This window comes from Streptomyces sp. NPDC087270, assembly GCF_044744625.1.
Lineage (GTDB): Bacteria > Actinomycetota > Actinomycetes > Streptomycetales > Streptomycetaceae > Actinacidiphila.
Map to the genome: position 1 here is coordinate 134,757 of NZ_JBIUYR010000010.1, position 12,111 is coordinate 146,867.

The window sequence follows — 12,111 nt, forward strand, 5'->3', positions numbered from 1 at the left end:
GACCTACGGCGGGACGCGGGGTCGGGCGTGCGGTGAACGGACCGTCGCCCGGGCCCGTACTCTCCTAGTCCAGCCCTTACCGAGGAGATCGCGATGACCCTGCAAGTCGGCGACAAGGCACCGGACTTCACCCTCCCCGACCAGTCGGGCACGGGGGTGACGCTCAGCGAGCGGCTGCGGGAGAAGGTCGTCGTCCTGTACTTCTACCCCAAGGACAACACCCGCGGCTGCACCGCCGAGGCGTGCAGCTTCCGCGACGGCTACGAGAGCTTCACCGACGCCGGCGCCGAGGTGATCGGCGTCAGCTCCGACACCGTCGAGTCGCACGAGAAGTTCGCCGGGCGGCACGAACTGCCCTTCACCCTGCTCTCCGACCGCGACCGCGCGGTCCGCAAGCAGTACGGCGCCACGACGCTCGGCGTCGTCCCCGGCCGGATCACCTTCGTCATCGACCAGGACGGCACCGTCCGGCACGCCTTCTCGTCGATGATGAACATCGGCGGGCACGTGGACGACGCGCTGGCGGTGGTGAAGCGGTTGCAGGGGGAGGGCGCCGCCGCGGGTGAGGGCTCAGGTCCGGGCGCCGGCTCGGGCGAGGGCTCAGGTTCGGGTGGGGGCGCCGGCTCGGGTGAGACCGGGAGCGGGGAGTAGCGAAGCGCGGAGGCGGAGGCCGGCGTGGGTGCGTGGACGCCCAGCCGGCCTCTCGCCGTTCCTGCCGTTCCTGCCGTTCCTCCTACTGCTGCCGCCGCTCTCGGCGCCGGTCAGCGGTAGTTGACGAACTGGAGCGCGAAGTCCAGGTCCTTGCCCTTGAGCAGGGCCTGCACGGACTGGAGGTCGTCACGGCTCTTGGAGCTGACCCGCAGCTCGTCGCCCTGGACCTGCGCCTTGACGCCCTTCGGGCCCTCGTCCCGGATGATCTTCGCGACCTTCTTGGCGTTCTCCTGGGAGATGCCCTCTTCGATCGTGGCGAAGATCTTGTACTCCTTGCCGGACAGCTGCGGCTCGCCCGCGTCCAGCGACTTCAGCGAGATCCCCCGCTTCACCAGCTTGGTCTCGAAGACGTCCAGGATCGCCTTCACGCGCTCCTCGGAGTTCGCCTCCAAGAGGATCTTCTCGCCCGACCAAGCGATCGACGCGCCCACGTTCTTGAAGTCGTAGCGCTGCGAGATCTCCTTGGCGGCCTGGTTGAGGGCGTTGTCGACCTCCTGCCGCTCGACCTTCGAGACGATGTCGAAACTGGAGTCGGCCATCTTCAGTGGGCTCCTTGACTGTGTTCATCGGTACGTCGGTTCCATCACTTCCGCGACGGCCCAACCCGGCACCGCCACCGGCCCAGCCTAGTCACCCGCGCCCCCGATGCCCTGATCAATCCGGTGGCGAACCACCCCTCTGCATCAGGTATCGTTTACCCCGTCGCCACGACCCCCGGCCCCCCAGGCCGGCCCGAGGCGCATCTCATGGCGGTATGCCCGAGCGGCCAATGGGAGCGGACTGTAAATCCGTCGGCTTAGCCTACCGTGGTTCGAATCCACGTGCCGCCACACCCAGGGAAAACCCTCTCTGACCAGCGACAACGCTGGCTCGGAGAGGGTTTTTTCATGCCCTGGACGCCTACTCGAACGTGGATCGAAATCCGGTACTTTGTCTCACCCTGTCTCGGGCTGAATCACGCCCTGATCAGTGCGTGTCCCCCAGGTGTCCCCCGGGGGACGGCCCCGTCCCCCGCCAGTCGTGCAGGGCCGCATCGATCTTCTGGTTGGCTCGGTCCTGCGACTGAGCCAACACCTTCGCGTACACACGGAAGAGGACAGCGACGGAGTGCCCTGCCCTGCGCGCGCACTCGATCGGCTCCACTCCCGAACTGAGCCACAGGGAGACGCCGGCGTGCCGTAGGTCATACGGCCGCCGCGCCAGCCGCGAGGCCCCCGCGGCGTCCGTACCAAGTGCCGTACGGCGTGCCCGCGCCCACACTTCGCCGTAGCCCGACTCCTGCAACAGGCCGCCCCGCTCGGTGCGAAACAGTCTGCCGTCGGGAGCCGTGCCATAGGTCTCCAGGTGGTGCCGCAGCAGCCGGACGAACGGCGGTGGGATCGGCACCGGGCGGGAGTCCTGCACGGCTCGCGCTTTGAGGTGCCGCCGCTCGTGCGCGCTGCCGTCGTCGGTCCAGCTCCGACCCACCCGCACGATGCCGCCTCGCAGCACGAGAGAGCCCCAACCGCTTGCCGGCAGGTGGCACTGTTCGGCCCGCAGTGCGGCGGCCTCGGCCGGGCGCATGGCCGCGAAGTACAGGCAGCCGAAGAATGCCTCCAACTTCTCGCCGCGCGGGCCCTGCTGGCGGACCGCACGCAACAGGAGGTCAACTTGCCCGGGGTGCGGTACGGCCTCGGGGTCGACGGCTTCCGCTGACTTCGGAGCGCGCCATTTCACGGTGCTGAGGGGGCTTACCGGGGTCCGGAAGTACTGGGCTTCGGCCGCCATGTTGAGCACGTCGCTCAGGCAGGCTTTCTTGCGGCGGGCGGTGCTAGCGGCGGCGGCAGTCCCGTCCGTCTTCCTGCTGAGGGCGTCCAGAGCCAGCCGCAGCGTTGCCGGGTCTTCGAGTGCGGAGATCGGGACCGAGTTCTTCTCAATCCAGCGCAGGGCAGCCGCTACGTCCGCAGGCTGCTGTCCCGGCCAGCGATTCCGGTTGAACGCCCAGCCGTACAGCGCACGTCGCAGAGATTCCGGGGCGGGAGCTCCCGGGGCGCCCGTCACCAGAGCGGGGGTGATGGTGGCCAGCGCATCGGCGTAGCTCTTGCGGGACTTGGCGGGGGCGGTGTCCCATTTGCGGTCGATGTAGGTCCGCGCGTGCTCGTACCAGGTCACGGAGCTTTGCCGTGCCCTCAACTCCGAGGCAGGCAAGCCCGTTTCCTCGTCGAACTGGTCCTGATTGCGCAGCGCCGTCATCAGCTCCGACCGGCGGCCGTCGGCCTGGGCCTTGATCGTGTAGCTCTTGGAGTGCTTGCGGGTACCGACCAGCCACCGCAGCCGGTAGGGCTTCGGCCGGTCTCGGCGCGTCTCGATCGAGTAGATGCGTACGTCGTAGGTGAGCACGTGTCTCCCATCGGTAGGGGGCCCGCCGGCACGGCGGGCCCCGGGCCGGGTTAGGTGGGGGGCTGCTCGCACGAGGTCAGCCAGGCGTCGAGGTCACTGCGGCGCACGCGGATCTGGCCGTTGGGCAGCTTGATGCACTTCGGGGCCTGACCACGGGCGCGGAGGCGGTAGAAGGCGGCGCGCGACATGTTGATCTCGTCCAGGACTTCGGGGAGTTTGAGGCTCGGGCAGCGGGCGGGTGCGCGGCGGTCCGTGGTGTGCGGGTGCCCGTTCACGCCGGCTCCCCGGTGCTGGTGTCGGTGTCGAGGTGGGGGAAGACGGAGTACATGCGTACGGTCGTCTTGCCGATGGCGGTCACGCACTCCAGGTGCTGGCGGTTGTCGAACGTCCGGTACGTGGCCGAGTTGGCGGGCACGTTGAGGGTGCCGCGCCAGACTTCCCAGGCGCTCGGGGTGTCGAGTTGGACGTCGATGCCGCCGGGGGTGACGTTGCGGGAGACGACGTACGCGCCGGGGAGTTCGGGGTGCTGCTCGGCGATGTGGAGCAGGGCGCGTAAGGCGTCCGCTTGCGCCGCGAGGGGCGGTTGCGGGCCGGGGTCGTAGGGCATGCTGGGGGCACCTCCTGTGCCGTGGCTGCGGGATGGGAGGGACCGGAGCAGCGGGTGTACGTTGGCCCGTCGGCCGCTGCTCCGGGTTGAGTCAGGTGTCGTCGCTCGCGGGGTGGTCGGTGGGGGCGACGGTGGTGGTGGCGACGAGGGAGACGACGCCTTCGGGCTCGCCCTCGAAGACGGTTTCCATCCAGTCCCAGGTGTGTTCGCCGTCGAGCGGGGTGTAGCCGAGGGACGCGAGGGCGTGGGTGCGGGCGCGGAGGGTGGGGATGCCGTCGGTGAGGGGGAAGGGGACGGTGGGCCACCGGATTTCGTCGGGGAGAGCGACGAAAACCTGCCATTCGGTGCCGTCGTAGGACTGGATCATGTGGGCGCGCAGGGCGCGGGTGTGGGGCATGCGCTCCTTTCGGTCGGGGATGGGGATCGTCAACTCGCGTGCAGGAAGCCGTGGGTGGCGGCGAAGCGGATGAGGTGGTGCAGGGCGCCCTCGGCGTGCTCGCCGTAGGCGTGGGCGGTGTCGGCGAGGGCGGTGGAGAACTCGACCTCGGCGTCGGCCTGTTCGTCGTCCTGCGCCTGCTCGCAGGCGATGAGTCGGGTGCGGAGGTCGGCGAGTTCGTGGGCGCCGGCCTGGACGGTGAGGGAGCCGTCGAAGTCGGGGAGGTCGTCGGCGCCGAGGGGGTAGTTGCCGTTTCGGTCGCGCGGGAGTTCGACGTGGTGGGGGTGTTCGCTGCGTAGGACGGCGGCCAGGGCGGTGGCGGTGCCGTGGGCGTAGCCGAGGGCGGCGTTCTCGTAGAGGTCGCGGGTGTGGTGGTCGAGGACGAGGTAGAGGTCGCTGAGCTGCCAGAGGGCTTCGTCGTGGGGGCGCACGGGGTCGGCGCCGGGGACGGTGAGCAGGCCGGGGACGGGGATGATGCGGGCCGGGTCGGTGGTGCGGGCGGTGTGGCGGGCGTGTTGGTGGGCGTCGCGCAGCTCGCGGGCGGCGGAGCCGAGGGCGTGCACGCTTTCGAGGAGGGTGAGGTGCCATTCCGGGGTGGCGGGGGTGGTGTCGGGCATGGGTTCCTCCGTTGGGCGGGCCGGGCGGGCTGTCCGGTCCTCGGCATGGCCCCAACTCCGTTGCCTGGTTGGGGCCGTACCGGGAACCGTCAGACCAGCGGGCCGAACGCGGACAGCCCGGCCCGTTCGAGGAGCTGCCGCAGGTCGCCGCCGACGGCGGCGAGGCGGTGCTCGATGGCCTTCCAGGACTCGGCGTCGATGGCCATGAGCGAGGCGATTGCGTTGGGGGCCTGGCCGAGTTGGAGGGCGGTGAGGGCGTCGCGTAGGTCGCCGACGGCCATCAGGGAGAGCCGGGGCTCGGTCGCGTGGGCGCACATGGTGATCTCCCTTGTTTTCACTGGTGGTTGCCGGGGATGGCGTCGCGGAGGGCGGACATGATCTGGTCGACCGAGGGCGCGGCGCTGCTGCGGGCGAGGTAGAAGCCGAAGAGCAGGGCGGCGATCGCGGCGCCGGCGCCGAGGGCGCGGTAGCGGATGAGCAGGGCCACGAGGGCGCCGAAGAGGACGAGCGCGGAGATGCTGAAAGCCATGAGGGTGCCTTTCTCGGGTGGGGCCGCGGCCTCAGCGGGTGCCCTCGCGGTGGAGGCGCGTGGCGACGTTGTAGAGGTGGCGGCCTACGCGGACGCGCTGTCCGTAGCCGTGGCAGCGTCGGCACTCCCGGCCGCGGACGATCCGGCCGCGCCGGTTCTGCCGCACCTTGAATCCGAACCCGCCGCACCTGCGGCAGGTGCCGAGCGGACTGGCCGCGCACAGGGCGGCGTAACAGGCGGTGGTGAGGACGACGAGGGTTATAGCGGCGGCGAGCGGAGGCATGACAGACCCCTTTCCAGGGCGGAACCAGGGCGTGCGGGAAGTGGGCCGCTAGGAGCTAGCGGCCAGGTCAGAGGGGGCGTGGGGCGCTAGCGGGGGTGCTAGACCTAGCGGGGTGCGGTGCTAGGGCGAGCACCGCGAGCAACTACGCGCACTTACGCGGCGGCGCTGCCGGCGTCACGCTCGGTGAGGGCCTTGAGGACGTCCGTACGGCGTAGGCCGCGGCGGTTGGCGCCCTTGCCGTCGGCGGTGCCCCATACCTGCACGGTGCGGATGCCGTACGGCTTGACGGCGGCGGCCAGTTGCTCGGTCGTCCAGCCCGTGTAGACCTCGGGGCGGAGTTCGGCGAGCCGGGTGACGATGTCCTCGCTCCACGCCTTCGCCTTGCCGGCGGGCAGCGCGGCGACAAGATCGGTGAGGAGGTCGTACGACGCCGAAGCGCTCGTCTCGACTTCTTCGCCGAGGGCGTGACCGGTCAACGTGTTGGCCTGCTTGCGTAGTTCGTGAACGCGCAGTGCCAACGTGTCGGCGCCGGGGGCGTCCACTTCGACGCACCGCACGATCCGGGCGTCGGCTCCCTCGCCGACGAACCAGGCGATGCCCTTGTCGGCCCAGGCCAGGGTGTTGGCGCGGATGCCGCGCTTGTAGGAGCCGGTGCCGAGGACCATGTCGTTCTCGATCTGGCCCATGACCTTGAGGCACCAACGGACCGTGGCGTTCGCCGAGATGCCGGTCGGCAGCGACTTGGAGTCCGGGCGCTGCGTGGCGAGAAGCAGCGTAATGCCCAGCGCCGGGCCACGCTTGACGAGGTCGGTGCAGTGCTCTTCGAACTCGGCCCCGTGCTGCGGGTGTTCGAACCACTTCTGGCACTCGTCCACGCCGATGACGATCGGGTGCAGGCCGAGCGACTTGCGGTCGGCGAGCGTGGAGGTGACCTTCGACTCCGGGCAGAGGTCTTTCGGCAACTCGCGGATGACCCGGGTCCGACGCCTCAACTCGGCACGCAACTCACGGAGATCGGCGAGCGCGTACGCGATGTCGTCCTCTTCCTCGCCTGCCCGGTAACGGTGGGCGACGCGGGCGACGGCGGAAAGGTCGCCGGTGCCCTTGAGGTCGTACGCGTGGATCTCCGCGCGCAGGTCCATGCAGGCGATCAGCAGAACCAGACGGAGCAGGAAGGTCTTGCCCATCCGGGGGACGGCGCCGATGATCCCCGAGACGTACATCAGTGTCTGGCCCACCCACCGGCCGCGCTGGTCGGTGGCGAACGGCTGCGGCTTGAACAAGTCGAGCGGTTTTCCTTCCAGGAGTGGCCACTTTGGCTGCCGGGTCCGGGACATGTCCTGGTCCCCGACCCACAGCCGCAGCCGCCCGGTGTGCTCGTCGGGTACCGCCTCGGGCCATACGCAGCCGAGCGGGCGACGCAGTCCGGAGGCCAACTTCTCCCGCCGGTCGAGGACATCGGCGACGGTGACGCCGTACGGGAGATCGCCCTCGGCGAGCCACCCGGGACCGTCACGGGTGATGGGCGCGGTGAAGGCGAATCCCGAACCGCCCTTGCTCTGCGCCTGGTTGACCGCAGGAATGCCGAGAGCACCGAGAGCGCGCAGCACGATGTCGCTCGTGAGGCGGGTGGCCTTCGGGATTTCCACAGCCCTGTGGATGACCGGCGCGTCCTCGGCCTGGCCGAGCCGGCCCAGCGTGAGGGTGAGCGCCGTACAGCAGGCGGCGAGCATCCAGGCCGGGGCGAGGACGTACAGGGCCAGCGCGGTCACCGCGCCGAAGATCACGGCCAGGACGCCGACGACCGTACGCCATCGCACTCGCCGGTCCCGTTGCCGCGACAGCTTCAAGTACTCCTCTACGTCCTCGCGCGTCGCCGCTGCCTGCCGTAGCGGTTCGCCTTCCGCGTCGACCACCCACCGCAGCGAGCCGCCGACGAACCGGGCTGTGCCGCGCGGGGCTTGGAGGGTGAGCCGCAGGGCGTACCAGGGCGCGCGGACCGCGTGGTACGCGCCGATGTGGCCGGCGTACCCGCCCGCCCACCGCGCGGTCTTGCGCAGTTCGCGGTGCGAGCGCGCCCAGGCCGGGACCACCGGGCGCCGCTTGGCGCCCCGGACGCGGTCCGTGAACCCGGAGTCGGCCGGGCCGCCGGGCTTGTCGACCAGGACCGCAGGCTCCGGGGGCGGTAAGGGGGTGTACGGGGGTTCGTCGTCGGGATCGTGCTTCACTGGCGATTCCTTCCTTGCACGGAGGGATGCCAGGGCCCGGCCCTACCCGCCAAAGCAGCGGCCGGGCCCCGGCGCGGAACGATGGGGGCGAAGCCGTCAGGACTTCGCGGCGCCGGGGACAGGCGCGGGTGAGCGGGGAGTCGACGTGTTCACCGGACGCGGGCCGCGTTCACGGTCGAGCCGTACGAACACGCCGTGGACGTAGCTCGGTGCTCGGGTGGCGCGGCGGGCCGTTTCGCGGACGGTGAGACCGTCGGCCCAGCCGCGTTCGATGACCGCCAACGCCTCGGAAGTGCCGAGCTTGGCGGGCGGACGTGCGGCCGAACGGCCCCCGCTGTCCGGGGTGTTCAACGGCGGGAGTTCGGTGAACAGCCGTCGGGGGTACTGGCGGACGTTCGCCGTCGCCCGGGCCATCTGGTCGCGGACCTGCCCGGCCAGCGCCGAGGCGGCCGGGTCCGCAGCCGTGTTCGCCCAGGGCGAGGGCAGGGCGATCGTGGCGAGCGAGACCGCGTTGCGGCGGGCGGCGAGCTGGTCGAGCAGCTTGCGCCGCTGCTCGGCGTCGGTGCCGACGCAGGCCCGGGCCACGGCGACGGACAACCGTCGCGCGATCCGGCGCCCGCGCCGGCTCTCCCGCCGCTTCGGGCTGATCTCGGCGAGCCGGGAGGCGAGGGCGACCGCTCGTACGGTGGCACGGTCGCGGGTGATCTGGGCGGCGTCGCGGTGGCGTACGGCGATGCCGAGCCGGGAGAGCAGACGTTCGCGCAACTCCCGTACGAGCAGGGCGCCGAAGCCGTTGGACGACGCGTCCGGTGTGCGGTGCCGCAACTCGATGCCCATCGCGAGGTGCCAGAGCATCGCGGCCATCACCGGCCCGACGAAGGCGCGTACGGTGCCGCCGACCGGGCCGGATTCGGCGTACGCCGGGATGACCTGTACGCCGGTGATCACCCACACCAGGACGCCGGGGACGCCCGGGGCCGCGGTCGGCCCGTTGAGGTTCTGTCGGGCCATCAACGCCGTTGAGAAGAGGGCGAGTTCGGCAGCCCCGAACAACGCGGCTCGTTCGGCGGTCCCGGCCATGTCGAGGAAGTCGGCGGCGAACCGCCATGACGTGTCAGCGCTGTACGCCGTGCAACCAACCGCCGCGAGCGCCGCAACCCGGATCGCGGGCGTGCCCCGCCTGAGCTGCCGGACAGTGCCCCACGCCAGCCAGGCCCCGAGCAGGGCACCGACGTACGGGGCACCGGGGGTATGGGCGAGGGCGAGGAGGACGTTCATGCCGCCTCCGTCGCCACACGCGTGGTGCTGCGCAGCAACTCAGCACCGCCGAGCCGCACCGCGTACCACGCGGTCTGCAAACTGACCGGGTCGTGCTCGCCCTCTTCCAGCAGTTCGGCGAGCACATCACGGGCCGCCGCCAGACGGGCGGCCCGCTGTTCCGCCGACTCGCCCACACCGGGCGGCCCGCGGAACAGATCCCCGAAATCGGCCGGGGGTACCTCTAACTCGAAGTCGTCGCCACCTTCGCAGCGACGCGTGGACGTACGCATGAACGCTCCTGGTCATGGACGGGGGTGGGAGCTGCGGACAGCTCAGACGCGGAACCGCCGCGGCGCTGCCAGCCGAGCCGTCCACCGGACGACCGAGGTCGCGGCGCTGTAGCCACCGGCCCCGGCCAGGAACGTCAGCAGCCAGTCGGCGCCGACCTCGCGGGCGGAGTGGCCGGCCACGAAGGCGAAGAGCACGGCGATGACGTGTCCGGTCGCGCGTGCCGCGCTCCTGCCGCGGGCGGCGGGGACGACGGCGCGGGCGACGATGTCGAGGTCGGCCGGCTCCGCGAGGTGCAGATCATCGGCGACCTGGAAGGCGACGAGGGGACCGTCGGGGTGGCTGGCCACGCCGGCCACCCTGCCGAGTGACCGGTCGGTACGGTCACGGACCACGTCGCCGATTGCGAGATGCATCGGGTCCCTCCTTGGGATGACGGCGGGACCGCTCATCACGGACGAGCGGTCATGACCTCCGGCACCGCCGACCGCTGAGGACGGCGGCCGTGCCGGGATCAAAAGCACTCGTTCGTTTCGCGTGCGCTGTGGAGTTTTCAAGCGGCGGGCGCTGCCTTCGGGACCGTGACGCGGGCCCTCCGGACGCTGCTCCGAACTAGACAACTCCTCAGGACCTCCTGTCCTCAAGTCCTCTTGAGGAGTTGATGGAGTGAGACTATGACCTACAACTCCTTAAGTCGTCAAGACCTCTTGAGGAGTTGTATGCTGAAGCGGCCCGATGATCAGGACGGTGAGCCGCATGGCCAAGGCGTACGAACGGATCGCTGATGATCTACGCGACCGCATCCGCGCAGGTGAGCTGAGTCCTGGTGACCGCTTGCCCTCGGAGACGGCGCTCGTGGACGAGTACGGCAAGAGCCTGCCGACCCTGCGGCAAGCCCTTGCTCTCCTCCAAGCCGAGGGGCTGATCGAGAAGCAGCACGGCCGCGGCAACTTCGTCCGGCGGCCACGTACGCGGGTGCTTCGTACGAATCTGCGGCACCAGTGGGAGAAGGACCGCGCTCGGGAGCCGGAGCAGCAGCGGAAGAAGACCGGCGCCACGGAACACGACACCGGGCTCGAAGTGGACGACCTGGTCTTCCACGCGTCGTACGAGCAAGTCGAGGCCGGCGCGGAGCTGGCGGAGATCTTCGACGTGCCGGTCGGCACGATCATGCTGGAACGCACCTACCGCACCCGATACCGGGCGGAGGACTACCCCTTCAGCCTGGTCGACTCCTACCTCGTCCGCGACGTGGTCAGCGCGAACCCTGATCTTCTCGACGCCGCCAACGAGCCCTGGCCCGGCGGTACGCAGAGCCAGCTTCACACGATCGGCATCGAACTGGACCGGATCGACGAACGCGTTCTCGCCCGGCCGCCGTCCGCCGAGGAAGCCGAGGAACTGGGCTTGCCGCCGGGCACCTCGCTGATCGTCCTCGGCAAGACCTCGTACGACATCACCGGCCGCGTGGTCGAGCACTCCTTCGTCCGCCTGCCGGGCGACCGCACCGTCATGACGTACACCACCCCCCTGGAAAGGTGGTGACCGCCGTGGCGGACCGCCGCATCGACGTCATCACCGCCGTCCACGCCCCCTCCGCGCCCTACCTCGCCGACGCGTACAAGTCGCTGTGCGCCCAGGAGTTGCCCGCCGACTGGGAGTGGCACTGGATCATCCAGGAAGACGGCCAGGGCGACGCCGTACGGCCTCACGTCCCGGACGACCCGCGCGTCACCTTCCACCAGGGCCGCCCCGGCGGCCCGGGCGTCGCCCGCACCATAGCCCTCGCGTATGCCTCCGGCCCCTACACCAAAGTCCTCGACGCCGACGACCAGTTGACCCCAGGCGCCCTCGCCCGCGACCTGGCCCTCCTGGAGGCCGACCCAGATCTCGGCTGGGCCACCTCCCGCGTCCTGGACGTTCTTCCCGACGGCTCGACCGCCGGCTTCGACGGAGACCCGGAGGGCGGCCCCGTTGAACGCGGCGCCGTCGTCGCCTACTGGAAGGCCAACGGCTTCCGCGCCCAGGTCCACCCGGCGACGCTTTTCGTCCGCCGTGACCTGCTGCTCGCGCTGGGCGGGTGGATGGCCTTGCCGGCCTCCGAGGACACCGGCCTGCTGCTGGCCCTGAACACCGTGAGCCGCGGCTACTTCACGCGGCAGTACGGCCTCCTCTATCGCAAGTGGGAAGGCCAGGCCACGGCCCAGGCCAGCCACACGAACGAGGCGGAGAGGGAAGCGCGGATGGCCGTGGTGGCTGCGCGGGCGGAGGCGTTGGGACGGTTCTCACTCTGAGAACCGATGATCCCGGAGCCCTCGACACGCTTTAGCGGGCACCCGGTCAGGGGTTTGCGGGGAGGGAATGCACCGTCAGGTGATCGATCCTTCTTATCATTCTCGACCCGTCGGCGCTGTCCATTTCATGCATCAATGAATAAATCTTTGGAGCGTGCAGCCTCGCACTGAAACTAGGAGGGCGAGGCTGCACGCTCATCCGATCTTTCAGCGCGAATGGAGCCACCAAGTGAAAAATGCCACCGCGCTCTGCCCTGCTGCGGTCCCGATGCCGCGGGCAAAGGAACCACAAGCTGATACTGCTGCTCTTCTTACAACGTGCCGTTTCTGCCCTGGACGCGCCCTGGAGTGCGTCGCCGGAGCGCCTGGTTTCTTGCCATGCGTTGATGCCATGCATCCATACTGTGCGTCGCACTCAAGAAGGTGATCGCTCCAGGACGGTGCGAGACACTATCAGTCTGTCTAACTGCCTGACGTCT

At 70.0% G+C, this 12,111-nt stretch carries 15 protein-coding genes and 1 tRNA gene; 4 read left to right on the top strand and 12 right to left on the bottom strand.

Annotation, left to right across the window (positions count from 1 at the left end):
• Positions 1-93: 93 nt before the first annotated feature.
• The gene (locus ACIPAE_RS21100) at positions 94-651 is read left to right on the top strand and encodes a peroxiredoxin (protein ID WP_402447108.1); all 558 of its coding nucleotides are present in this window, start codon (positions 94-96) and stop codon (positions 649-651) included.
• A 110-nt stretch (positions 652-761) separates the two neighbouring features.
• On the opposite strand, the gene ACIPAE_RS21105 is transcribed toward ACIPAE_RS21100, so the two are convergent.
• Positions 762-1,250, bottom strand: a complete 489-nt coding sequence (locus tag ACIPAE_RS21105; RefSeq protein WP_328467921.1) for a YajQ family cyclic di-GMP-binding protein — start codon at positions 1,248-1,250, stop codon at positions 762-764.
• 209 nt (positions 1,251-1,459) lie between these two features.
• Between ACIPAE_RS21105 and ACIPAE_RS21110 the strand changes: the two genes are divergently transcribed.
• Positions 1,460-1,541, top strand: a tRNA-Tyr gene (locus ACIPAE_RS21110).
• A gap of 136 nt (positions 1,542-1,677) precedes the next feature.
• On the opposite strand, the gene ACIPAE_RS21115 is transcribed toward ACIPAE_RS21110, so the two are convergent.
• The 11 genes from ACIPAE_RS21115 to ACIPAE_RS21165 form a co-directional block, all read right to left on the bottom strand.
• Positions 1,678-3,090 carry a site-specific integrase gene (locus ACIPAE_RS21115; RefSeq protein WP_402447111.1) on the bottom strand — a complete coding sequence of 471 codons (1,413 nt, stop codon included), beginning with the start codon at positions 3,088-3,090 and terminating at the stop codon, positions 1,678-1,680.
• Positions 3,091-3,140: 50 nt separating this feature from the next.
• On the bottom strand, positions 3,141-3,365 hold the full coding sequence (locus ACIPAE_RS21120; protein WP_402447114.1) for a helix-turn-helix transcriptional regulator: 225 nt from the start codon (positions 3,363-3,365) through the stop codon (positions 3,141-3,143).
• Positions 3,362-3,697: a hypothetical protein gene (locus tag ACIPAE_RS21125; RefSeq protein WP_402447116.1), complete on the bottom strand. Its 336-nt coding sequence runs from the start codon at positions 3,695-3,697 to the stop codon at positions 3,362-3,364. The genes ACIPAE_RS21120 and ACIPAE_RS21125 overlap by 4 nt, the downstream gene beginning before the upstream one ends.
• Before the next feature lie 91 nt (positions 3,698-3,788).
• Positions 3,789-4,094, bottom strand: a complete 306-nt coding sequence (locus tag ACIPAE_RS21130; RefSeq protein ID WP_402447119.1) for a DUF6303 family protein — start codon at positions 4,092-4,094, stop codon at positions 3,789-3,791.
• A 29-nt stretch (positions 4,095-4,123) separates the two neighbouring features.
• Positions 4,124-4,750 carry a hypothetical protein gene (locus ACIPAE_RS21135; protein WP_402447122.1) on the bottom strand — a complete coding sequence of 209 codons (627 nt, stop codon included), beginning with the start codon at positions 4,748-4,750 and terminating at the stop codon, positions 4,124-4,126.
• Between the two features lie 89 nt (positions 4,751-4,839).
• Positions 4,840-5,067: a hypothetical protein gene (locus ACIPAE_RS21140; protein WP_402447125.1), complete on the bottom strand. Its 228-nt coding sequence runs from the start codon at positions 5,065-5,067 to the stop codon at positions 4,840-4,842.
• A 17-nt stretch (positions 5,068-5,084) separates the two neighbouring features.
• Complete coding sequence (locus ACIPAE_RS21145; protein ID WP_402447128.1) at positions 5,085-5,279, bottom strand: hypothetical protein; 195 nt, start codon at positions 5,277-5,279, stop codon at positions 5,085-5,087.
• Positions 5,280-5,714: 435 nt separating this feature from the next.
• The gene (locus ACIPAE_RS21150) at positions 5,715-7,790 is read right to left on the bottom strand and encodes a cell division protein FtsK (protein ID WP_402447131.1); all 2,076 of its coding nucleotides are present in this window, start codon (positions 7,788-7,790) and stop codon (positions 5,715-5,717) included.
• Positions 7,791-7,886: 96 nt separating this feature from the next.
• Positions 7,887-9,068 (bottom strand): hypothetical protein, encoded by a 1,182-nt coding sequence (locus ACIPAE_RS21155; protein ID WP_402447133.1) that lies wholly within the window; start codon positions 9,066-9,068, stop codon positions 7,887-7,889.
• Positions 9,065-9,340, bottom strand: a complete 276-nt coding sequence (locus ACIPAE_RS21160; RefSeq protein ID WP_402447135.1) for a hypothetical protein — start codon at positions 9,338-9,340, stop codon at positions 9,065-9,067. Before ACIPAE_RS21160 ends, ACIPAE_RS21155 begins: the two co-directional genes overlap by 4 nt.
• 42 nt (positions 9,341-9,382) lie before the next feature.
• Positions 9,383-9,754 (bottom strand): hypothetical protein, encoded by a 372-nt coding sequence (locus tag ACIPAE_RS21165; protein WP_402447137.1) that lies wholly within the window; start codon positions 9,752-9,754, stop codon positions 9,383-9,385.
• Positions 9,755-10,094: 340 nt separating this feature from the next.
• Between ACIPAE_RS21165 and ACIPAE_RS21170 the strand changes: the two genes are divergently transcribed.
• Both ACIPAE_RS21170 and ACIPAE_RS21175 read left to right on the top strand, forming a co-directional pair.
• Positions 10,095-10,883 (top strand): GntR family transcriptional regulator, encoded by a 789-nt coding sequence (locus tag ACIPAE_RS21170; RefSeq protein ID WP_402447365.1) that lies wholly within the window; start codon positions 10,095-10,097, stop codon positions 10,881-10,883.
• Positions 10,880-11,632 (top strand): glycosyltransferase family 2 protein, encoded by a 753-nt coding sequence (locus ACIPAE_RS21175; protein WP_402447140.1) that lies wholly within the window; start codon positions 10,880-10,882, stop codon positions 11,630-11,632. The genes ACIPAE_RS21170 and ACIPAE_RS21175 overlap by 4 nt, the downstream gene beginning before the upstream one ends.
• Positions 11,633-12,111: the final 479 nt, after the last annotated feature.